Raw genomic sequence first — 21,244 nt, forward strand, 5'->3', positions numbered from 1 at the left:
ATTAACAGTCAGGTAAATATAACCTAACATTTTATTATTTAAAATGAAAGTGACACTTTTTAAATAATTTTAAGAAGATATTAACTCACCCGGTCATTGCGAGAAACCTCACCCAACCCTCTCCAAAGGAGAGGGCTTTAAAAATGCTTTTTAAAGTCTCCCTCTTGGGGGAGATTTAGAGGGGCTTCTTGCAATGACGCTGTCAAAATTTTAAAACCCTCTTTGCACCGCAGGTGTAGGAGGGTCGAACATCGAAGTGTAGTCCGGGTGAGTCGTCAGGAACTATACCCCAAACCTGATCCAGCCTTCGCCCTCATAACCAAAAGCAAACTGTTTTGGGCGGAGGATCTCGGCCAGTATCTCAATAGAATCAACTATACGCGGACCAGGGCGGTTAAAGAACTGGTTGCCGTCAACTATAAATAGCTGGTTGTTTTTTACTGCCCTCATATCGGCAAAACCGGGGAGCTCCAGCAGCAGGTTAATCTCTTTCATGGTGCGCTCTATGGAGAAACCGCAGGGCATTACCACTATAAACTCAGGATCTTGTACACGAATATCCTCCCATTGCACATAAGGGGAGTGTTTGCCATCCTGCGCAACCAATATGGGCGTACCGCCCGCAATGCTTACCAGCCCGGGAACCCAGTTGCCCGAAACCATCATGGGCTCCAGCCACTCAATACAGGCAACGGTTGGACGGCTTTCGCTGTATTTCAGCTTATGTTTAATAATATCAACGCGTTCTATCAGGCGTTCCAGCAGGTCGGCGCCAGCTTCGGGAACATCCAGCGCATTGGCGATGGTGGTAATATCGGCAAAAATATCTTCGAGGCTGTTGGGTTGCAAGGAAACAATGTGTGCTTTTTTATCCAGGTAATCATCAAGCGCCAGCTCTACATCGGCTAATGACACGGCACAAACCTCACATTGGTCCTGCGTAATTACTACATCGGGGGCCAGTTCTTTTATCTGCTCACGTTTTACGGTATATACTGATAAGGCATCGGCCAGTATCTCTTTTACCCGCACATCAATTTCGGCGCTGCCCAGGTTATCCGGGAAATTAGCCTCTGTACAAACGGGTAAATGTTTTACGGATGCCGGGTAATCGCACTCATGTGAGCGGCCTACCAGGTTAATTTCGAGCCCTAGGGCACAAACTATTTCGGTTGCGGATGGCAGTAAAGAAACTATTTTATCAGTTGGCATGTTACGAATCGGATGTAAGCACAGATGTGCGGATTTCGGATGTGCAAATGTGCAGATGATTTTTTTGATGTGCAAATGCGGGCGGATGTGCAGATTTCAAATGTGCAGATATGCAGATGATACTTTTGATATATAAATTCTTTGGTAGTTGGAGAGATCTAAAAATTTGCACATCTGCACATTTACAGATCTAACTACATCTGCACATGCAAAATCCGCACATCTATAATTTGCACATCTGCATATTTACAACTTATCTTTGCGCCAATGATATTCCTAACCTTTTTTATAGGGCTTATCGCCAACTTTATTGGCTACATCCCTCCCGGAAACATCAACCTTACTTTAATACAGATCACTATAAACCGTGGCATAAAAGAAGCTATTCGTTTTATTATAGCTTTTTCATGCGTTGAATTCTTTTTCACGTACTTTATTATGCACGCGGCCCGGTGGCTTTCGGGCGAGCTCAGGTTAGCCGTTGTTATTGACTGGATCATGGTGATTTTGTTTGGTGTTTTAGGCACAATCACCTGGATACACCGTAAAAAACCACCAGAAACCAATTACTCTGAACACGCAAGCATTAAATACGGAATACTGCTCGGTTTTTTAAACCCTATGCAGGTACCTTTCTGGATGGTAACAGGCACCTACCTTATTACCCACGAATGGATATTAGACGGCCGGGTAGCCCTGGTTATATTCAGTATCGGTTCGGCGGCGGGCGCCTTTCTGTGTCTGTTTCTATATGCCAAATTTGCTAAGTATATACAAGAAAAGTTTGCCCTGAGTACCCGCTTTATCAATACGGGTATTGCTATCCTGTTTTTTGCTTTCGCGGCGTATCATGTGGTAAAACAGATCTATTTATCGTTTTTTAAGTAGTAACGGTTCACACAACCTTTTCATCCTGAGGCACGAAGGATCTGTTGGCAAACCGCGCTTGATACAGAAGATACTTCACTGCGTTCAGCATGACAAGTTAAAATTAAGAGATTGATTTCCGGAAGGGTTTCCGGTAATTATACCTTTGCTTTTCTACTACTTATTATTACTTTAACGCCATGCATAATCCTCAAGAAAATCCCTGGAAAATAACATCAGAAAAACTTATTTATAATAACCCGTGGATAAGCGTAACAGAGTACCAGGTGATCAACCCTTCGAGTAACCCGGGTATTTATGGTACGGTTCATTTTAAAAATGTGGCCATTGGTGTTATCCCGCTTGATGATGATCTGAATACTTACCTGGTGGGCCAATTCCGTTTTGCTCTAAATCAGTATAGCTGGGAAATTCCCGAAGGGGGCGGCCCTGAAGGTACCGATCCACTGGAGTCGGCCAAGCGTGAGCTGCTGGAAGAAACCGGTCTTAAGGCTACTCAGTGGACGGAAATACAACGTATGCACCTCAGTAATTCGGTAAGCGACGAGTTAAGCATTATTTACCTTGCACGTGGTCTAACCCAGTTTGAAGCCGAACCGGAAGATACCGAACAACTGATAATGCATAAAGTCCCTTTTGCCGAGGTATATCGCATGGTTTGTGATGGCGAGATAACCGACTCAGTTACTGTAGCCGCCGTACTTAAAGTACAATTGCTTTTGTTAGAAAACCGTTTATAAAAATATTCCTTTACCTAAAAAAACCTAAATTTGCCGGTCGATGAAAAAGTTTTTAGGCTACATTTTGTCCCCGCTTGCTATTGCAGTATTTTTTTTGGCGCTGCTCATTTTTCACCCCATACAATGGGTATGTTACCGCATGTTCGGCTATACGGCACATAAAAGGGCTGTTGACATTTTAAACCTTTGCTTACTAAGCAGCGTTTACGTGCTGGGCAATACCGTTACATTTATTAATAAACAAAATCTGCCTGTTGGCCGCCCTATTATATTTTTGGCCAATCATCAAAGTTTGCTAGATATACCTCCCCTTATCTGGTACCTACGTAAATACCATGCTAAATTTATTTCAAAAGTGGAGCTTACCAAAGGCATCCCGTCTATCTCCTATAACTTAAAATATGGAGGCGGCGCTAATATCGACCGTAAAGACTCACGCCAATCCGTTGCCGAAATTATTAAGCTTGCCAACCGCATGAAAGAAAATAAGTGGTCGGCAGTGATATTTCCCGAGGGCACACGTTCAAAAAACGGCGAGGTAAGGAGTTTCCAGGTGGGCGGTATTGCTACCATATTAAAAAAATGCCCGGAAGCCCTGCTGGTACCCATCGCCATTAAAGACTCCTGGAAAATGATACGTTACGGCTTATATCCCCTAAATACATTTACCCCCATGACCTGGGAAGTACTGAGCCCTATCGAGCCCGGTAAAGCCCCAATTGAAGACCTGGTACTCGAAGCCGAAAACCAGATCAGGGCCGCGTTATCTTAAATTCGGGTTGCGGAATTTCAATCGAGTGACGATTATTGTCCAGCGTACAGTGTAGTAAACCGCCATTTTTTAACTGAATATTCGCAGATTTCGGCCTGTTTAACAATACCCGGGTAACTTCAGCGTACAAAAAATCGTTTTGTCCTTCAATCCGATGAATCGTCGTTCAGACTAACAAAATCTGGCAATCCCCCCATCCCATAAATCAAGTTTAACCACCGATCTCTCAACTTGTTAATAATCAGTTAAATGTTAACAAATAAATCACATGTTATTTACGTTAATATGGAACGTTATCGCTTATTTTTATAGACCCATAAAAAGGTCAGCAAAAATTTACCCAAAAACAAATTTTATGACCTGGAGAAAATTCAGCGGAGAGGTGATCCAATCACCCATTATGGAAGCGGTTGAGCGGGCAATTGAACGCGAAGCGGCCCTCGGCAACAAACTCAAAGTATGTATTGGCACAGATTCGCAGGTGAAAGGAACTATTACCGACTTTGCAACCGTAATTGTTTTTTTACGGGAGCAGCGCGGCGGTTTTATGTTTATTCACCAGGAAAAAACAGCACAAAAAATGAGCATAAAAGAACGTATGCTGAGTGAGGTGCAAAAATCTATCGACATTGCCTATAAGCTGTGCGATCTGCTCGACTTGTACGATGTTGACCTGGAAGTACATGCCGATATTAATACCAACCCAATGTTTAAATCAAACCAGGCGCTGCATGAGGCCATGGGTTATATTTTAAGCATGGGCTTTGTATTTAAGGCCAAACCCGAAGCCTTTGCCAGTTCATATTGCGCCAATAAAATAGTGCAGTAAGTAGCAAAAAAAGCTTAGGGTGTATTTATATTTGATTTTTCCTATAAAAAATCAAATGTGCTATGTCACCACTAATTGAAATCAACGATCCGGCTTTGTCCGGCGCGAATACCATTCTTATCGATGCCCGGGCCGGGCAAGACTCCTATCAGCGTTACCTTGCTGGTCATTTAAAAAACGCGGCTTTTGTTGATCTGGACAAAGATCTGGCCGCCCCCGTAACCGACGCCTCCAAAGGCGGAAGGCACCCATTACCCAGTATTGATGATTTTGCCAACTTATTAGGCAAATTAGGCATTACGCCCCAGAGCCATGTGCTGGTTTATGATGATAAAGCAGGCGCATTTGGCGGCGCACGTTTTTGGTGGATGATGAGGGCTATAGGCCATACCAGTGTGCAGGTTTTAAACGGTGGACTAAAAGCTGCTGTTGATGCCGGTGTGGAGTTAAGTACCGATGCTTACACGCCGACACCTGTAAGCCCATACCCTGTTACCGGTGATTTCAGTGACACCGTTGATATTTACGAAACCAGCTTAGCGGCACATGACGAAAACCGCCTGGTGATAGATGTGCGCGAATCGCCTCGTTACCAGGGACAAACCGAGCCTATCGACCTGATTGCCGGCCATATACCGGGTGCACTTAACCTGCCCTATACTTATAATTTGGATGCCAATGGTAAATACCTACCCGCGGAAACGCTGCGAAAAATTTACGAAGACACCATTGGCGGTGTAACGTATAACGAGGTTATTGTACACTGCGGCTCGGGTGTTACAGCCTGCCACACGCTGCTGGGCATGGATTACGCGGGCATCAGCGGACCAAAACTATATGTTGGTTCGTGGAGTGAATGGTCGCGCCGCCATTTGCCCATTGGTACTACTAAACGATAGACCGACTTTATTTAAAACAATACCCGCCGTGGTTTGTCAGCATTTTGATGAAGATATATACATTAAAAAAATCTCAGGTTATACCCATAAGCCTGGATAAGGCCTGGGATTTTTTCACTTCGCCGTTAAACCTGGCTCAAATAACCCCTCCGAATATGAGCTTTGTGGTAACATCCGATCAAACCACCGACACCAAGGTGTACGCGGGCATGATCATTACCTACAAGATTTCGCCGCTTTTGGGTATAAAAATGGACTGGATGACGGAGATAACCCACGTTGCCGAAAAGGACTATTTTGTTGACGAGCAACGCTTCGGCCCCTATGCCCTATGGCACCACCAGCACCATTTTAAGGAAGTTGAGAGCGGTGTGCTTATGAACGATATTTTACACTATGCCATCCCCTACGGCCCTATTGGAAGGTTAAGCAACAGTATTTTTGTGGGGAATAAAGTAAAGCAGATATTTGAGTTTCGCGAAAAGGCTATTGAGCAATTGTTTGGGGTTTATAGATAACCAGTAGTCCGTCATGCCGAACTTGTCTTTATTAGACTTAGTTTTAAAAACCTAAGTCTAAGAGCAATAATTATGAAAGGCCTGTCACCCTGCTTGTCGAAGGGTCGAGCGCAGGGGCCTGCCCACTATGCTTCGACGGCGCTCAGCATGACAGCCTTTTTTTTAAATGATATAATATCTCTCCTCGTACTTAGTCGAGATGACGATTAGAATGGGTTTACCCTCTTTGCGCCGAAGGCGAAGAGGGTCGCCCAGCGAAGCGATGCCGGGGTGAGTCTTTGGCCACCAAGTGGGATGCCGAAACAAGTTCGACATGACTTCGACGGCTGCGGCTTTTTGCCTTAAGCTTTGAGCTTTATGCTCCCGTTTAAAACAACCCAAAAGTATCTCTCATCCAGTGCCCGTCCTCTTCCAGGAATGATTTGGGCACTTCGTGTCCAAGGTCCTTAAATATCCTGATGCGGCCATATTTTGACGGAATGTTGTTATAAAAGGCAAATTCATTCGCTGGCGGTGCCAGCGGGTCAAGCAAACCTATTCCCACTAGTATGGGCGATTTGATAGTTGGGGCAAAGTTCTTGATATCGAAATAATCAAGGTTATCCAGAATCTTGGGGAAACTTAAGCCCGGCTTATTGTCCACGTACTTTTTAATATCGTTCATGGGCCAGTCGGCTACTCCAACAAGGTTACGGATGTCGCCAAGTATGGGATTCTGGGCCGATACCAACTTAACCCGGCTATCAAGGCTTGCCAGCGCTACTGCCAAAAAACCTCCCATACTGCCGCCTGATATTTCAATCCGCTCGGGGTCAAGATCCGGGCGCGAGCATATAAAATCGATAGTACGCACACAATCCATAATAGCGCCGCGCAGTACGTATTTGTTTTTATCCTCAATGTTTAGGGTAATATAATCTTCTCTTTTTGTGTGTATCACATCGCGGCTGTTGCCTTGCCCCCGTACGTTAATGGTAAGAATCGCCAGGTCTTCATCTTCGCCAAGCATGGGTTTCAGGTCAACCTGGTAACCCGGTAAACCTACAAACACCGGGAAGCGGCGGCTCTTGCTGCTTCCTTTTGGTATGGTAAGCCAGCCCCGCACGGTAATATTATCGAGCGATTTCATTTCGAACAAGAAAACACGACGGTTATCTTTTTCCAGTTCGGGTTTTTCAGTTACCTTATAGTTGGGTTCAACGGCTGCCAGCTCGGTTTTAGCAGTTTGCCAAAAGCTGTCAAAATCTGCCGGGCGGGGGTTGCCAGAGCGGATCTCCTTCGGTCTGATGCCAAAAGCCCGGCGGGTGGTATCATCATAATCAGAAACATTGATCATGAAGTTTATTTTGTAAAACCCGGGCTTCATAGCCGGAACGGTAAAATGATAGCTGTTGCTGCTGTTTTTTGAAATTTTAACACTTACCGAATCCTTAGCAACAGGCTTGCCTGCAGGGGTAGTAACCACATAGGCCACCCGCCCTTCCTGATCGGTATGGTAGGTATTTTTTACTTCAAAAGTATAACTGGCATTTGAGTTAAAAATCCCATCGTCGCTATGTGCTATGAGATTGGTAACAACTTCTTCATCATCGTCTTTTGGTTGCGTATGTAATGGTTTAGGATGAGGCTTTGTGTTGCCAGCCATAGCTTTCATATTACCAATAACAAAAGCGCTAATCAGCAGTATAAGAAGAAGATATTTAAATTTGTTTACCGTTTTTATCATCACAAAATATGGATAAAGGGACTATTTAGTGTCTATATGATAATTTAATGATGCTGTAATGCTACTGCCGGCACCTGTATTTCTGCCCGTAATAAATGTGCCGCCGGTTAAAAACATCGCCACCTTTTTGCTGAACGAATGTCCGTAGCTTAATGATACCTGGTTAAAGGCAAAGTTTTTACTGGTATTAGGATTAGGAGAAAACGCCTTATTATTACTGCTCACATAAAAACCACCGACACTAACTGATAACTGCTCCCGGAACTTTTTATCAAGCGTGATGCCGTAGGTGGCGTTGTACCTGTCCTGAAAAACCGATTCATAACCAAAATATTCGCGCACGCCGTTTTCCAGTATGAAATAGCTGTTTTTGCCAAACAGGTGACCGCTGCCCGCGAAAGCCAGCCGCAGTTCCGCTCCTTTTTGGTTATAACCCAGGGCCAGGTTGGTGTACATAGGTATAATAGCCGTGGCTTGTAAGCTAAAATAGTATTTGTAATTAATGTTGGCCAGGTAATACCTGATACCTATTTCGGCATCGCCAAAGCCCGAATCTTTGTAATCGCCGGTATTGTCCTTGTAAGTGTTGTACGCGTAAGGCATTAATGCCGATAAAGTAAAACGCCTGCTGAGACCATATTCGGCATATAAGGAAGTGCTTAAGGAAGAGAAACGTCCATTATCAGGAAAAGGTCCTTTTACACTGTGCGAGTCCCACTGTTTATTGGCAAAAAAGTAACTTACCGATGGCGATAAGGTAAGCCTGCCCGGCCTAACCGGAAAGCCCCCGCCGGCATAGCTTTTACTTTGCGCTGCTATTATCAGCACCAGAGCAGCAAACAGGAATTTGTAAAAAGTACTTTTAAAGATCATAGTTAAAACCTCTGTATCTCCTCTAACAAGGGAAATTCTATTATTTTCTAAGCTCCCCTTGCAATTAAAGCCCGCTCCAACGGGGAAGGTTGGGTGGGTTTATTCTAATACCGTGCCGTAATCAGGGTATGCGGAATTTCTCGCGTACCCAAACGTTTTGAAACATGAAATAGTTAAAATCTACCTCATGTGTGGAATTTGGTACACACACAAACTCCTTGTTAGTACTGCTTATATGGTTAAAAAGCGCCATGCTGCAGCGAGGCGGGCAAAACTGATCGAGCAAGCCAATACCCATCAGCACCGGGCATTTGATCATTGGTGCAAAGTTTTGCGGATCATAGTAATCAAACGTATCATAAAACTGCTCCCAGGTAAATGCTGGGTGTTGATTTTTATACTGCCTGAACATTTTAAACGGCACCACCTGCTCTTTATATGACGCCGATATGGTGTAGTTATCCCGTATATCAGCATACAGGGGCACCTGCATGGTGAGTACTTTAACCCGGCTATCCAAAGCAGCGGTAACTACCGCCAGTGCGCCGCCCTGGCTGCCGCCTTCTACAAATATTTTAGAGGTATCGATACCCAGATTGGGGTGCGAGTATAAAAAGTCGAGCCCGCGCAGGCAGTCCATGTATACACCGCGGTATATGTATTTATTTTTATCCTCAATATGCGTGGTGCTGTAGTTATCAGTATTAATGTGCACCACATCCTTACTGTTGCCATTACCGCGAACGTTGAGGTCAAAAGCAATATAGTCGTCATTGTCCATGTTGGGTTTAAGCTCCACTACATAGCCGGGTACACGGTAATGCACCGGAAACTTGCGGCCATCGGTAGGCACCACCATCCAGCCGCGGATCAGCAGGTTTTCGTACGACTTCATCTCGACCGAGTAAACCTTTTTGTATTTGGTAGACAGATCGGGCCGGAAAATAACCTTGTATTGCGGACTTACCTTAGCCAGCTGCATACGGGTTTCTTTCCAGAAACTGTCAAAATCATCGGGCTTATGCAGCTTAGAAGTAATGGCTTCGGGATTTACGCCAAAAACTTTGCGAACAGTATCGTCATAGGCCGACAGGTTGAACATAAAATTGATGCGGTAAAAACCTGCAGCCTTAGGCGCTATCCTTACCGTCAGGCTTTTGGAACCATTTGCCCCTACCGAAAAATCGGAAGAGTTTTCGAAGATCTTTTTACCTTCATCTGTTGTAACGATATAAGAGAATTTACCCTCTTGCTTTTGGCGGTATTTGTTTTTAACACTTAACCTATAGCTCACCTCTTCTCCGGCTTTAAATAAGCCATTTTTATTGGCGGGTTTGGCATCCAGTATCACTTCGCCCTCATCCTCATTTTGCTGCAGGCATAAAGCATTAGCTTTATAGGCAAATGCGGTCATGAGCGTAACCAAAACCACAAAACCGGTATTTTTTAAATATGTATTGATGTTGCGCATCTTGATATTATATTTTGATAATAGCTAAAACAGAACCACCATAACCTACGCCCGTATTTTTACCAAAGGGCGTGTAATACCCGCCAATAAAAGTGGAAAGCCGTCGCGAAAACTGATGACCATAGTTTAACGATGGTTTAAAAAAGGCATAGTCGCGGGAGTTATTGATGTTGGGGTTAAACGCTTTGTTAGAGCTGAACGAGCGGAAAAATAACAGTTCCAGGCTCAGTTGGTCATGACGACTTATCGGGTAGCCCACAGTACCGCCAAAGCTCAGCTGGTCGGGCCCCTGTATATCAAAATATCTGCGGTAGGCTATCTCTGTATTAAAATATCCCTTGCTCGCTATGGCTTTCGGCAGATTACCGCAATACATGAGCTTAAGCTCTGCCCCGAAATTCCCCAAACCCAAATCTGCCGCAGGATCAAATTTACGGTACAGCGGCGCTATGCCCGATACCTGAATCGAAAGAAACCGCACATAATTAAAATTAACCAGGTTATAGCTCAGGCCCATATACAGATCGCCAGGACCGGAGTTGGTTACCGTGCCGTTGGTAAATTTATTCTGTACATAAACATAGGGTACGCTGGCAATAAGATCCAGCCGGCGCGAAATGCCATAACCCATATACAGATTAGCCGAATAGGAGGTAAAACCGGTTCCCGTTTGGCCTTTTACTATTTTGCCGTTATTATCAAACCTGTCGGTTTGGTGGTACAGGAACATGGATGGGATAACAATATCGCGGTACTTGCCAATGGGCCATCCGGCGTATGCTTTATAAGGGGTTATAAAACCCGCCAAAAACAAAATGCATAAACAGGATAGTATATTTTTTTTCATTAGTTAGGTATAGGTCTTTATCGTTATTAAGCTGTTCTTAAACAATTGACTTGCTGTGTGTTGGTTTAGGTTTATATTTAACTAAAAAGTTTGAGCGGCGTATGTAATGGTTAAGCGGCTCTTCAATCAGTTTGAATAAGGTTACAGATATAATATTTAATACGATAAACGCGTACAAGAGGTTCAGACTATCGTACTCAAAAGGTGAGTGCCAGTCTACCCCCCATTTGTCATAAAGTTCAAAAACATAATCATTTAACCAGTTAAAGCTGTTATGCATCAGGTTGTATATCCAACCCAAGTGAATGAGGTAAAAAATGTAAGAGCTTTTACCCAGCAGCTCAATAAAGGGCAATGTCAGGAATTTTTTAAACAAAGTGGTTTCGGTAAGTATGCCGTAAAAGAAAAGGGCCACCGCTATACATAAAAAGTAATTATTAACGATGATGCCTACCGGGCTCTCCACCCCCGCGGCCCAACCTTTGGGAATTGGCTGCAGCGCCATCACAAATACACAAACAAATATGAGCAGGAAACCGGTGTAGGTATAGTTAACCTTATTGGTACGTGTAAAGCCTTTTTTAAGTACATAGCGGGCCAACTGCATCCCCACAAAAAACTCAAAGCAACGCCCAAAAAACGTAAACAGCATTACAAGCGTAAAATTTCCAAAAAAGCCATGCCAGCTAACGTGACTAAAAATAAAGTAGAGCAAAATACCGGCAATCGTAATAACAACCGGCTGTATATAAAACTTACCATAACGCTTGGCAATTAAAAATATAATGGGCGCCGAAAAGTAAAAACATTCCTCCACCGTTAGCGACCAGCCCTGAGCTATGCCAGTATCCCAAAACTGGTAAAAAAAGCCGCGCACAAACGTAACGTTCATGAGTAGTAGCGCAACCGGGTGTTCGTACCCTTTGGTTATGCTTTGATCTTTGGTGATGAAATAATATATAAAGGCAGCAACGGTAAGTAAAAAGTACATGGGATAAATGCGGGCCACCCTGTTTTTGAGGTACTGCATAAACCAATCTTTACTTAAACCATGAAAGTTATTATAATACCTGAAGGTGATCAGGAAGCCCGAAAGCACAAAGAAAATACTCACGCCGATGTGGAATTCACCAAAAAAGCGTTGCACAATGTGAGGAAAACTTTCATCAAAAATATAGGCGAAATGCGAAATAAATACCAGGTAAGCGGCCATTGCCCGTACACCGGTTAAAGCAGGAATGTAGTTTTGTTGGGCTCGCTGTGACAAAGTAGCTATAAATTTAACTATTAAACCAATATTTTTCAACTATTGGTTTACAAAACTAATACCAAAACCTCTCCCCGGCCCTCTCCAAAGGAGAGGGAGTTAACAACCTGCATTTCAAAGTCCTCTCCTTTGGAGAGGATTAGGTGAGGCTTGATCCCTGCACTACGCCGCGGCTGAGTATCTTTTGATCAATGTAATATTGGATCTCTGATTTTTTGAGTCCCCAGTTGGGGGCAATCAGCAGTTCGCGGTCGCTCAGGCCGAAGAGGCGCTGGATCACGATATCGGGGCGCACGCGTGGTAATAGTTCGCACAGAAAATCGGCATACTCATCAATGCTGAAAACCTTAAAAGGCTCACGCTTGTATTTTACGCCCATTACCGAACCTTCTACAATGTGCAGGTGATGGAATTTTACGAATTTAATTTGCGGGAAACGGTTGATCTCATCGGCATACTTCAGCATCATATCGTGTGTTTCCCAGGGGAAACCGAATATGGTATGCACACAAATATCAAGTTTGGAATTTTGTACCAGGTTAAGGGCTTTTACCAGCTCTTCATGACTACAGCCCCGGTTAATCTGGGCCAGGGTATCGTTGTAGATCGACTCCATACCCATTTCCAGGTCTACATCAAAGCGGTCGGTATAGCTCTCGAGCAGGGCTACCTTCTCCATATCGATACAATCGGGGCGGGTACCTACGCTGAGGCCAACAATATCTTCGGTACCATAGCTCAGCGCCTCGTCGTACATCATTTTTAAATAATGCGCAGGGGCGTAGGTATTGGTATTGGGCTGAAAGTAAATAATGAATTTATCGGCCTTGTTGCCTTTGCGGGCGCGCTCCATACCCTCTATTACCTGCTGGCGCACGGTTGGCGCGTTGCGGCTTACCGATGGGGTAAACGAATCGACATTGCAATAGGTGCAGCCGCCATAACCTTTGGAGCCATCGCGATTGGGGCAGGTAAAGCCGCCATCAACAATAACCTTAAACACCCGCTGCCCTTTATATTTTTCGCGCAGCCACGGGCCATAATTGTTATAGCCCTTTTCCCATACCGCTGTTGTTGATCCTGTTACCTGCATTTGCCGCAAAGATACGGAATTGAATTGATGTGCAAACGCGCGGAGTTGTATCCGTGAAAGCCATGTCTCACTTTACGTTTTTTTAATTATCCTCCTCGGCGGGTGATTGATTGGGGTCTTTGGGTGAAATTTCTATGCTGGCTCCTGATGTACCGCTAATATTGGTATTATCGCCCTTAACGTTCAGCTGCGGCATCGATTTTTTAGAGGTTATTCCCGGACTTAATAAATTAAAACAATAGCCCACCAGTGTACCTATAAAGAATATCAATACCTGCCTCGCGGTTTCCACATTATTAGGCGGAATAGTAACAAAGGTTATTAAAAAACAATAAACGATTACCGCACCTATTACACAAGCGCACAAAGTAAATAGTTTATCCCAATGATTATTATCGTCCTGAATATCTTTTCGTGAAAAAGGCATAGTAATAAGTTTATAGTATATAATTAGTAACCAGTACTTAATGCAATTTAATTTTAATTAATTTCAGTTGCAATAAGGTAAACAAATTGCAAAATGAGTTTACAATTTGTTTACATAAGCTGTAAAGTGCCGGCCGCTTAAATCACGAAAATCAAAAGCAGGCTATTTAAATAACTTATTTGAGCTGCATTTTTCTGATGGTGCTGGTGTTAAGATCACTAAAGTAAAGCGTATTTTCATCCTTAGAAAGTGCCAGCCGTTCCGCAAAAATATCGGCGGTGGAGCCAGTACCGTCCCGCCCATCATGATAGACAAGACTCGGGCCAGCCAGAAACTTATGCACCCCATCGGCAATACATTTAATTTGCCCGCTTTCGGCCAGGTACAGGGTACGGCTATCTCTTGACGAAACTATATTATAGATCTCGTTAAAAACCATGTCCCTATAAATACGGCTAAAAACGCCCGATGAGCTTAGTTTATATAGCCTTGTATGGTTTATAACAACATACTTTACACCATTATAACCAGGGTAAAAATCAAGAATGTCAAAATCGTGTCTGTCGGCCTCATCAATGGCGTTTACATCTAAAGTAAGCGGCGAAGTACCTAACAACCCGGTAACATCATTAATATAAAACTTCTTTAGGTAAGCCTTAAGATCAAGTCTGTTATTTACCACTTTCGTATCAACTTCTGCCGTCCAGAAAAAATTACCAGAGGGGTCCCGTTCTATATCCGTTTGGACTGAATTGGCTGGATGACCGGGTCTTAAAACCGTACCATCGGGTTTTACAATCCAAACATCATTGGCAATAATATTCAGTGTGCCGTCTTTAGCTACCCTTATTGTAAATGGGCCATCAATAGGAGTGCCATCAGGTGCATTGGGAATATTTACGGTGGTTACCGAATTATCAGATAATAATATTTTTCGTACTTTATCATTGTTAGTATCGGCAACATACAAATAACCATCTTCAGATAAATCAATACCGATTGGCCAGTTAAACAGGGCTTGTTTACCCGGACCGTCGGCATACCCAAGATGAAATGGCTGGCCCGCTATGGTTGTTATTTTGAGGCTGTTCGGGCTGGCGGCCGACGCCAGGGACGGGGCCGATCCAGAAGCGATTTGATCGGTTTCTGTAACTGTTGGCGTTACCTCATTTTCATTTTTTTTACAAGAAGTAATAATTACCATACTGCTGATGAGCAATATAGTCCAGGTAAATTTTTTCATGATAATTTATGTTTGGTTTATTTAACTATTACTAAATTTAGCCTTATGCCAATTAAGAATATTATACCGTATTAATATGTTACCATATTGTATAATATTAACATAACCTACTTCTATTGAGGATATTGCCCCCTATAATTGTCGCGGTTGCCCCTGTCATTAAAGCCATTTTTACTGTAGGTTTGTTTATATAACAACAGCTTTATTAAATAACTAAAATTATGATACTCAATAATAAAAATGCGATCATATACGGCGCAGGTGGTTCATTGGGTGGCGCTGTGGCCAAAGCCCTCGCCGCTTCGGGTGCCAGGGTATTTTTAACCGGGCGCAATATCGCCCCGGTACAACAAGTGGCCGACGAGATACTGGCCGCCGGGGGGAGCGCGGAAACAGCCGTTGTAGACGCACTGAACGAAGCAGCGATAAAACAGCATCTCAACAGCGTAGTGGTGCAGACCGGTACGGTTGATATCATATTCAATGCCATTGGGGTTGATGTGATACAGAATATTCCACTGGTTGACTTGCCTGTGGATGATTTTGTGCGCCCGGTAACCGTTACCCTGCAAACCCAGTTTTTAACCGCAGCAGCAGCCGGTAAGGTAATGATGAAGCAGGGATCGGGTGTCATCTTATCGCTCACGGCAACGCCCGGCGGCATAGGCTATCCGTATACAGGCGGCTTCGCGGCAGCCTGTTGCGCGCTCGAGTGTTTTTCGTGCAACCTTGCCTCGGAGCTGGGCGTGTATGGTGTGCGGGTGGTGAACATGCGCTCAGGAGGTTCGCCCGATTCACGGGTATTTAAAACGGCTATCGATACCCAGCCCGAAGTAATGGCGCCCATCATGCAGAAAATGAAAAACGACACGATGCTCAAAAGCATGCCCCTCATGGCCGATATAGCCAACCTGGCCGTATTCCTGGTATCGGACATGGCCGCCAAAATAACCGGCGTTACTATTGATATTACCTGCGGCACCACCGCCGCGCTGAATTATCGCGCGGTGGCTAATGCGGAGGATTCAAGGCATACGATATAGTGAAATATTGGAGATTAATAACCTAATATGAGAAACAAGAGAAAGATTTTTTTTGCGCATAGTGCGGGTGAGCAAGACGGGAAAGGAAAAGGCAGTTTTGACCTGGTTGCTCATTTACGCGCCGCTTTAGGCGAAGATTATGAAGTACTTTTCCCTGTGGTAAATGAGCCGGACAGCCCCGCCTACCACCATTGGAAAACCATGCTCGACCATGAATTTAGTAAAACCCACGAGCCGGTTATTTTGGTGGGCCATTCCCTGGGTGGTTCGGTGCTGCTTAAATATCTGTCGGAAGAGCAAACCAACCTGCATATTGAAGGGATGTTCCTCGTGGCCACGCCCCAATGGAACAAAGATGGTTGGGATATGAGCGAATGGGCCGTTAAAAAAGATTTTACAAAACGTTTACCCCCGGTACGGGAGTATTACTTTTATCATTGCCTTGAGGATCCCATTGTTTCCATTGAACATTTGTTGTTTTACCGCAAGGTTTTTAAAAATGCAATTTTCAGGGAGCTGCCTTGCAAGGACCATGGCTTCTCAAACGGGTTGAAGGAATTAGCCGACGATATCCGCCTGACCACCGGCGATAATTAATCAAATAAAAGCGGTAAAAACATAAGCCATACAAGTGTTGCCTGCAAACCATTAATTTTATTGTATGTTACTGTGTTACAACTAACTGCAATAGACATGGAAGAAGAACAAATACGCGAAGCCCTGAATGCACACTGGCGCGCTTCCGCTGCGGGCGATGTAAATGCCGAACATGATATTTACCATGACGATGCCATCTGTGATTATCCCCAATCGGGCGAGCGAATCCTGGGGCGGGCCAATCTGCAGGCCCTGCGCAGCCATCACCCCGGTAAACCGGCAGGTTTTAACGTGAGACGGATTGTAGGCAATGGCAATCTCTGGATCACCGAATACACCATCACCTATCAGGGGAAACCAGCCTACACGGTAAGTATTATGGAATTTCACGATGGCAAAGTAGTGCTTGAAACACAGTATTTTGCCGATCCCTTTGAGGCGCCCGCCTGGCGAAGCCAGTGGGTTACGCAGATCACATAACGCTTACCCCAGCGGGGAGCAGCAGACCGATTACTTTTCCCGTTATTCTTTCTCCTCCGGTCCGCAGAGTAAATCCATTAACAGGTTTACCGGTACCGCATTTTCATCGCCATTAACGGTGGTAACGCTGTTGCCAAAAATATCATTAACAGTTTTTATAGATACCTGCTGTCCATCTTGATCAGTTATAACTTGCTCCTTAGTTCCAAAAATATCAGTTGATGTTTTTATAGTCCTGGTGGTTTGCCGGTGGCTGTTAGAAATTGTTATGGTCTCAACGTGAAATATGTCCCTGGATTTCGTGATATAACCGATGGGTTCCCAATTGGCGCCGGTCACTTCTTTGGTTTCGACACCAAATACATCTGTCGACGTTTTTATGCTCAAAATTCTATGTCTGTTCCCGTCCTCAACCTCCACAATTTTGTTCCCGAAAACATCGGTCGACCTTTTGATGTATTGTATAAGCCTGCCATCAGGTCCGGTTATGCTTTTTATTTTATTTCCAAAAACATCGGTTTCATTTTTTATAGTAACTGCAGGTCGGCCGCTTTGGTCAGAAACCTCCACAATCCTGTTCCCGAAAATATCGGTTGACCTTTTGACAGACTGTACCGGCTGGCCGTTCGGTCCAGTGATAGTTTTTATCTTACTCCCAAAAATGTCGATCTCATTTTTTATAGTAGTGGTTGGCCGGCCATTTTCGTCAGTAACCTCCATGATCTTGTTGCCGAAAATATCGGTTGATCTTTTTATGGATTGTATCCGTTCGCCATTTGGCCCAGTGATGGTTTTTATTTTGCTGCCAAACACATCAGTAGATGTTGTGATTACGCCAACAGTAGCCCCGCCGGCATTTTTGTAAGTTTCAATGGTATCTCCAAAAACGTTTACCGTTTTTGATACGCTGTATGTTTGAGCGCCGGCAGCTACGGCACCTGTTAAAAAAGCCAGCAGAAAAAATAGTTTCATATGGATAAGTGTAAGGCTAATGATATTTATATTATGATGTAAATATCACCACAAGGTTTAGTGGTTGGGTGTTATTTATTTGCTTGTCGGTTGTGACCTAAGGAAGACTCGAACTCTCAACGGCCAACCTCGCCCCAAGACAGCTTCTTATAATTCCATAGCTTCATACAAAGCAACTACATCATACACAATATCGCAAGCAGTCGAACGATTTTAATATATTGTAGCGTTTGGTATCATAGTTGCGTTATATTATTTATACGCTTGCATTTATAAACCTATAAACAAAAATCACTATGAAGTTATTTAACGACTGTATAGCCGTTATAGCCTGCCTGGTCATAACGGGTTGCCATAAAGATAAAAATAACGACACCATGAAACAATTAACCATTGCCGATGTCGGCAGCACAGCCTCCGTTACCATGGGCGAAACCATCTCTTTAACCTTGGGCAACCCCGGCGATGGTGGTTACCATTTTAACGACCCTGAGTACAAAACTTCGGTATTAACATTGGTGAGCCATACGCACCAAAATGGATCGGATAAAACCGGCGATTTTGGTAACGATACCTGGAACTTTACCGCCAAAGCAAGCGGCACCACAACCCTCGAAGTTACCGCCAGCCGAAGCACACAGAATGCTCAGAGAGTATCAGTGTTTGCTAATGAGATTACGGTAAAATAAAAAGCTTTTTTAATGGGATTGTGTACTTACAGGAGCAGGAAAACACTCAAAAATTAATCTAAGTTTTTTACAACTTCTTCCGATATTCTTGCTTCCAGCTTTTGCTTATAAATTACACCAACGGTATGTTTCCCTTTATCCAATACCGGCAGAAAATAATTAAGTTTAATTGGGTAGTCGTCAGGTATATCACGATAGCTTCTTAACAATTTACGATATGCGTCGATAATGGTATCATTTTCGGAAACATAATCAGCAATGGCACTTGGGAATGCTTTGTTTATTTCTTCATCATTATTTAAGGTGTCGGTTAACAGCTTAATCTTATCGCTCTTATTTCCATTATCATCCTTAAAAACTGAAAGAGGTATGATATAATTAAATTTTCCATTGTTAACTATTTCTATAAATTTCAAATTCCTTAGCCGGTTTAAATATTCGGTAATAGTATATTCGAAATATTTCTCAGGATCATTTTCTAACAGATAGCTAAATTGCAATAATGTATATTTATCATTTTTGGGATTATTTGCATCTACATCTGCAAGAATGCCCTTTTTAATAGACCTTATAGTTTCTATTTCGGGCACTTTTTCTATTAAACCCGACAAGGGTAACTCTTTCTTTAAATTGGCCTCCAGCTCCACACCTAAACCTTTGAAAGTTTTGATATAGCCGCCCAAAAAAAGTGACAATAACAAAGGCACTCCTGCAACAATAAGCCACTTCACATCCAAATCTAAAAAGGGATAATGCTTCCATCTAAAATATAAGAACAACGCAATTAAGGCGGCAGATAAAATTGCCCCCGAAAGCAAAGCGGTATGTTTCCTCAAAAAATCCAAAAACATAGTATTCATTTTTATATAAACATAACTAAATAATTTTATATCTTATTGATAATAAATTATTTAGTTAAAATTTTTGAAAAATAGAATTGGGCGCTTGATGCTATTGGAAGGCTCTCGATTGTGGTAGTGTGTGCGTAGCTTTACAAATATCACATACTTAGCATGCGGTCACAAGCGGGATGCTTGTGGGAGTGCAGATTTTTTGAGGTGCAGGGACCAGAGGCACAAGTAACCCAGCCCTTTTGCCATTGCTGCATAGTTGCGCCAGAAATAGTAATCCGGGTTATTTATGAGATTGTTCGCGACTTGCTTAAAATGCCTGATGAACTGATTTGCTTGCAGGCAATATAAATACGATCCAGATCCTGCATGGTTAGCTCAGAATGCAGGGATAATCTTAACAAGGGCCGTTTTCTGGCAGTGGCGGGCCTGCAAAACGGCGATCCAAAAACCCCGTGGCTTTCCATAGCATCCCGCAGCTTAATAGTTTCCCATTCTGAATTTGTTTTTAACGCGATAATCTGTGATCTGCTCTCCTCCACATCGAAACCTAGTGATAACAATTGCTCTTTAAGCAGCAAACTGTTCCATCTCAGTTTTGTCCTTCTTATATCTCCAACAGCGGCAGAGGATATTAAATCAAGCACCATATTTAATCCGGCAATATCAACCAGCGTTAACGCCGAACTAAAAATATGGGGTTTTGATGATACGCCAAACGGATCTGAAAAATAACGCGGGCAAAGTATTAATCCCGCGCGCCCGGCAAATGCTTTGGCCAAACTCGCCGTCCTGAACATCACCTTATCAGTTAAACCCAGTTCGCAAACCAAACCTTTACCCTGAGGGCCATGAGTTCCTATTGAATGCGATTCATCAACAATTATGATACAACCTGCCGCATGAGCCAGATTTACCATTTCAACCAGCGGACAAATACTGCCGTTTGTACTGTAAACAGCATCCAGCATCAATATGCCTGGTCCAAACTGCCTGATCTTATTTTCCAGATGCTCCACACTATTATGCAGAAATGGTATAACATGCCCGTTCCCTAACCTGGCGCCGTCCCAAAGGCTCATGTGCGCCATCATATCAACGTACACCGGGGTTTCTGTACTTTCAGTAAGCGTTTGTAAAAGCCCCAGATTAGCGGCGTAACCCGATTGGCAAAGGATGGCCTCCTCCGAATCAAAAAACCCTGCAAATCTTTTTTCTGTTACCGATTGCGGATTTTCGCCATGCAAAAACGTAGCCGACATCAGCGGAACACTGATATTCGCCCGCAGGGCTTCTACCTGTGCAAGGATAACCTCATCATGATTAGCAAGAAACAAATAATCATTACTTGTAAGGATCAGGGCGTTTTTATCCGGAATTAAGCCCCGGAGCACATGCTTGCCGTTCCATTCTTCGCCAACCCTGTTAACATAAAAAGAGGCTATTTTTTTTTGCAGAAAATCCGGAAACTGATTGTAAGCAATATTGTTCAGGTGGTTCATAGATATGATTTTAATATATTATTTACATCAAAATATACCCAAATGTAAATAATTAAAAATTAATAAATATTAACGAATAATTAATTTACAGTACAAAATATCGCAATTACTACCATTGCATCGCAATTGTTACATTGTTAATTATATCACCGTTTATAAATAATATTATCAGTTTTACCTGAAAAAATAAGCGGCGATAGCTAAATATGTGCGCAGAGAAACTCAAGCCGGCCGCTATTGCAAGGCATAGGCTGTGTGACACCTCACATTGGCGTAAAACCGGAATGGCTATCCAACTTTATTAT

The 21,244-nt window shown here is 43.4% G+C and carries 22 protein-coding genes; 10 read left to right on the top strand and 12 right to left on the bottom strand.

Translation table 11 applies throughout. From position 1 onward, the window contains the following. Positions 1–282: 282 nt before the first annotated feature. Positions 283–1,212, bottom strand: a complete 930-nt coding sequence (locus tag SNE25_RS29300) for a cobalamin-binding protein (RefSeq protein ID WP_321562556.1) — start codon at positions 1,210–1,212, stop codon at positions 283–285. A 267-nt stretch (positions 1,213–1,479) separates the two neighbouring features. Here SNE25_RS29300 and SNE25_RS29305 point away from each other — a divergent pair, with 267 nt between their 5' ends. The 6 genes from SNE25_RS29305 to SNE25_RS29330 all read left to right on the top strand — a co-directional run bounded on the left by SNE25_RS29305 (position 1,480) and on the right by SNE25_RS29330 (position 5,858). Continuing rightward, positions 1,480–2,100 carry a LysE family transporter gene (locus SNE25_RS29305; RefSeq protein WP_321562557.1) on the top strand — a complete coding sequence of 207 codons (621 nt, stop codon included), beginning with the start codon at positions 1,480–1,482 and terminating at the stop codon, positions 2,098–2,100. Between the two features lie 179 nt (positions 2,101–2,279). Beyond that, the gene (locus SNE25_RS29310; protein WP_321562558.1) at positions 2,280–2,840 is read left to right on the top strand and encodes an NUDIX hydrolase; all 561 of its coding nucleotides are present in this window, start codon (positions 2,280–2,282) and stop codon (positions 2,838–2,840) included. Positions 2,841–2,880: 40 nt separating this feature from the next. Beyond that, positions 2,881–3,612, top strand: coding sequence for a lysophospholipid acyltransferase family protein (locus SNE25_RS29315; protein ID WP_321562559.1), 732 nt, complete (start codon positions 2,881–2,883; stop codon positions 3,610–3,612). A gap of 355 nt (positions 3,613–3,967) precedes the next feature. Continuing rightward, positions 3,968–4,441, top strand: coding sequence for a ribonuclease H-like YkuK family protein (locus SNE25_RS29320; protein ID WP_321562560.1), 474 nt, complete (start codon positions 3,968–3,970; stop codon positions 4,439–4,441). Positions 4,442–4,503: 62 nt separating this feature from the next. Next, on the top strand, positions 4,504–5,340 hold the full coding sequence (locus SNE25_RS29325; protein ID WP_321562561.1) for a sulfurtransferase: 837 nt from the start codon (positions 4,504–4,506) through the stop codon (positions 5,338–5,340). 47 nt (positions 5,341–5,387) lie between these two features. After that, positions 5,388–5,858 carry an SRPBCC family protein gene (locus tag SNE25_RS29330; RefSeq protein ID WP_321562562.1) on the top strand — a complete coding sequence of 157 codons (471 nt, stop codon included), beginning with the start codon at positions 5,388–5,390 and terminating at the stop codon, positions 5,856–5,858. Between the two features lie 367 nt (positions 5,859–6,225). Here SNE25_RS29330 and SNE25_RS29335 read toward each other — a convergent pair whose 3' ends face one another. From SNE25_RS29335 to SNE25_RS29370, 8 genes are all read right to left on the bottom strand, one after another. After that, the gene (locus SNE25_RS29335; RefSeq protein ID WP_321562563.1) at positions 6,226–7,584 is read right to left on the bottom strand and encodes an acetylxylan esterase; all 1,359 of its coding nucleotides are present in this window, start codon (positions 7,582–7,584) and stop codon (positions 6,226–6,228) included. A 21-nt stretch (positions 7,585–7,605) separates the two neighbouring features. Beyond that, positions 7,606–8,457: a hypothetical protein gene (locus SNE25_RS29340; protein WP_321562564.1), complete on the bottom strand. Its 852-nt coding sequence runs from the start codon at positions 8,455–8,457 to the stop codon at positions 7,606–7,608. Positions 8,458–8,578: 121 nt separating this feature from the next. After that, on the bottom strand, positions 8,579–9,928 hold the full coding sequence (locus SNE25_RS29345) for an acetylxylan esterase (protein WP_321562565.1): 1,350 nt from the start codon (positions 9,926–9,928) through the stop codon (positions 8,579–8,581). A 7-nt stretch (positions 9,929–9,935) separates the two neighbouring features. Continuing rightward, a complete protein-coding gene (locus tag SNE25_RS29350; protein WP_321562566.1) occupies positions 9,936–10,775 on the bottom strand; it encodes a hypothetical protein in 840 nt (279 codons plus the stop codon). A 37-nt stretch (positions 10,776–10,812) separates the two neighbouring features. Continuing rightward, positions 10,813–12,042: an acyltransferase family protein gene (locus SNE25_RS29355; protein WP_321562567.1), complete on the bottom strand. Its 1,230-nt coding sequence runs from the start codon at positions 12,040–12,042 to the stop codon at positions 10,813–10,815. A gap of 139 nt (positions 12,043–12,181) precedes the next feature. Next, entirely contained in the window at positions 12,182–13,135 is a 954-nt protein-coding gene (locus SNE25_RS29360) for a TIGR01212 family radical SAM protein (RefSeq protein WP_321562568.1), read from the bottom strand. 82 nt (positions 13,136–13,217) lie between these two features. Beyond that, positions 13,218–13,562, bottom strand: a complete 345-nt coding sequence (locus SNE25_RS29365; protein ID WP_321562569.1) for a hypothetical protein — start codon at positions 13,560–13,562, stop codon at positions 13,218–13,220. A 175-nt stretch (positions 13,563–13,737) separates the two neighbouring features. Then, on the bottom strand, positions 13,738–14,805 hold the full coding sequence (locus SNE25_RS29370) for an NHL repeat-containing protein (protein ID WP_321562570.1): 1,068 nt from the start codon (positions 14,803–14,805) through the stop codon (positions 13,738–13,740). A gap of 221 nt (positions 14,806–15,026) precedes the next feature. Between SNE25_RS29370 and SNE25_RS29375 the strand changes: the two genes are divergently transcribed. The 3 genes from SNE25_RS29375 to SNE25_RS29385 all read left to right on the top strand — a co-directional run bounded on the left by SNE25_RS29375 (position 15,027) and on the right by SNE25_RS29385 (position 16,925). Next, the gene (locus tag SNE25_RS29375) at positions 15,027–15,848 is read left to right on the top strand and encodes an SDR family NAD(P)-dependent oxidoreductase (protein WP_321562571.1); all 822 of its coding nucleotides are present in this window, start codon (positions 15,027–15,029) and stop codon (positions 15,846–15,848) included. 27 nt (positions 15,849–15,875) lie between these two features. Continuing rightward, complete coding sequence (locus tag SNE25_RS29380; protein ID WP_321562572.1) at positions 15,876–16,445, top strand: alpha/beta fold hydrolase; 570 nt, start codon at positions 15,876–15,878, stop codon at positions 16,443–16,445. Positions 16,446–16,541: 96 nt separating this feature from the next. Next, complete coding sequence (locus SNE25_RS29385) at positions 16,542–16,925, top strand: nuclear transport factor 2 family protein (protein ID WP_321562573.1); 384 nt, start codon at positions 16,542–16,544, stop codon at positions 16,923–16,925. Positions 16,926–16,967: 42 nt separating this feature from the next. On the opposite strand, the gene SNE25_RS29390 is transcribed toward SNE25_RS29385, so the two are convergent. Continuing rightward, positions 16,968–17,897 carry a hypothetical protein gene (locus SNE25_RS29390; RefSeq protein ID WP_321562574.1) on the bottom strand — a complete coding sequence of 310 codons (930 nt, stop codon included), beginning with the start codon at positions 17,895–17,897 and terminating at the stop codon, positions 16,968–16,970. A gap of 296 nt (positions 17,898–18,193) precedes the next feature. Between SNE25_RS29390 and SNE25_RS29395 the strand changes: the two genes are divergently transcribed. Next, positions 18,194–18,586 carry a protease inhibitor I42 family protein gene (locus SNE25_RS29395; RefSeq protein ID WP_321562575.1) on the top strand — a complete coding sequence of 131 codons (393 nt, stop codon included), beginning with the start codon at positions 18,194–18,196 and terminating at the stop codon, positions 18,584–18,586. Positions 18,587–18,639: 53 nt separating this feature from the next. Here SNE25_RS29395 and SNE25_RS29400 read toward each other — a convergent pair whose 3' ends face one another. After that, the gene (locus SNE25_RS29400) at positions 18,640–19,446 is read right to left on the bottom strand and encodes a hypothetical protein (protein ID WP_321562576.1); all 807 of its coding nucleotides are present in this window, start codon (positions 19,444–19,446) and stop codon (positions 18,640–18,642) included. A 278-nt stretch (positions 19,447–19,724) separates the two neighbouring features. Continuing rightward, a complete protein-coding gene (cqsA, locus tag SNE25_RS29405) occupies positions 19,725–20,939 on the bottom strand; it encodes an alpha-hydroxyketone-type quorum-sensing autoinducer synthase (RefSeq protein ID WP_321562577.1) in 1,215 nt (404 codons plus the stop codon). Positions 20,940–21,244 lie beyond the last annotated feature (305 nt).

Origin of the sequence: Mucilaginibacter sabulilitoris, from assembly GCF_034262375.1 — a bacterium.
Taxonomy (GTDB): domain Bacteria; phylum Bacteroidota; class Bacteroidia; order Sphingobacteriales; family Sphingobacteriaceae; genus Mucilaginibacter; species Mucilaginibacter sabulilitoris.

Excerpts from the sequence above, each read along its gene's own strand:
- cqsA (WP_321562577.1), bottom strand. The coding sequence starts at position 20,939 with ATGAACCACCTGAACAATATTGCTTACAATCAGTTTCCGGATTTTCTG.
- SNE25_RS29390 (WP_321562574.1), bottom strand. The coding sequence starts at position 17,897 with ATGAAACTATTTTTTCTGCTGGCTTTTTTAACAGGTGCCGTAGCTGCC.
- SNE25_RS29315 (WP_321562559.1), top strand. The coding sequence starts at position 2,881 with ATGAAAAAGTTTTTAGGCTACATTTTGTCCCCGCTTGCTATTGCAGTA.
- SNE25_RS29380 (WP_321562572.1), top strand. The coding sequence starts at position 15,876 with ATGAGAAACAAGAGAAAGATTTTTTTTGCGCATAGTGCGGGTGAGCAA.
- SNE25_RS29320 (WP_321562560.1), top strand. The coding sequence starts at position 3,968 with ATGACCTGGAGAAAATTCAGCGGAGAGGTGATCCAATCACCCATTATG.
- SNE25_RS29395 (WP_321562575.1), top strand. The coding sequence starts at position 18,194 with ATGAAGTTATTTAACGACTGTATAGCCGTTATAGCCTGCCTGGTCATA.
- SNE25_RS29400 (WP_321562576.1), bottom strand. The coding sequence starts at position 19,446 with ATGAATACTATGTTTTTGGATTTTTTGAGGAAACATACCGCTTTGCTT.
- SNE25_RS29335 (WP_321562563.1), bottom strand. The coding sequence starts at position 7,584 with ATGATAAAAACGGTAAACAAATTTAAATATCTTCTTCTTATACTGCTG.
- SNE25_RS29325 (WP_321562561.1), top strand. The coding sequence starts at position 4,504 with ATGTCACCACTAATTGAAATCAACGATCCGGCTTTGTCCGGCGCGAAT.
- SNE25_RS29385 (WP_321562573.1), top strand. The coding sequence starts at position 16,542 with ATGGAAGAAGAACAAATACGCGAAGCCCTGAATGCACACTGGCGCGCT.
- SNE25_RS29360 (WP_321562568.1), bottom strand. The coding sequence starts at position 13,135 with ATGCAGGTAACAGGATCAACAACAGCGGTATGGGAAAAGGGCTATAAC.
- SNE25_RS29345 (WP_321562565.1), bottom strand. The coding sequence starts at position 9,928 with ATGCGCAACATCAATACATATTTAAAAAATACCGGTTTTGTGGTTTTG.
- SNE25_RS29310 (WP_321562558.1), top strand. The coding sequence starts at position 2,280 with ATGCATAATCCTCAAGAAAATCCCTGGAAAATAACATCAGAAAAACTT.
- SNE25_RS29330 (WP_321562562.1), top strand. The coding sequence starts at position 5,388 with ATGAAGATATATACATTAAAAAAATCTCAGGTTATACCCATAAGCCTG.
- SNE25_RS29375 (WP_321562571.1), top strand. The coding sequence starts at position 15,027 with ATGATACTCAATAATAAAAATGCGATCATATACGGCGCAGGTGGTTCA.
- SNE25_RS29370 (WP_321562570.1), bottom strand. The coding sequence starts at position 14,805 with ATGAAAAAATTTACCTGGACTATATTGCTCATCAGCAGTATGGTAATT.
- SNE25_RS29305 (WP_321562557.1), top strand. The coding sequence starts at position 1,480 with ATGATATTCCTAACCTTTTTTATAGGGCTTATCGCCAACTTTATTGGC.
- SNE25_RS29350 (WP_321562566.1), bottom strand. The coding sequence starts at position 10,775 with ATGAAAAAAAATATACTATCCTGTTTATGCATTTTGTTTTTGGCGGGT.
- SNE25_RS29340 (WP_321562564.1), bottom strand. The coding sequence starts at position 8,457 with ATGATCTTTAAAAGTACTTTTTACAAATTCCTGTTTGCTGCTCTGGTG.
- SNE25_RS29365 (WP_321562569.1), bottom strand. The coding sequence starts at position 13,562 with ATGCCTTTTTCACGAAAAGATATTCAGGACGATAATAATCATTGGGAT.
- SNE25_RS29300 (WP_321562556.1), bottom strand. The coding sequence starts at position 1,212 with ATGCCAACTGATAAAATAGTTTCTTTACTGCCATCCGCAACCGAAATA.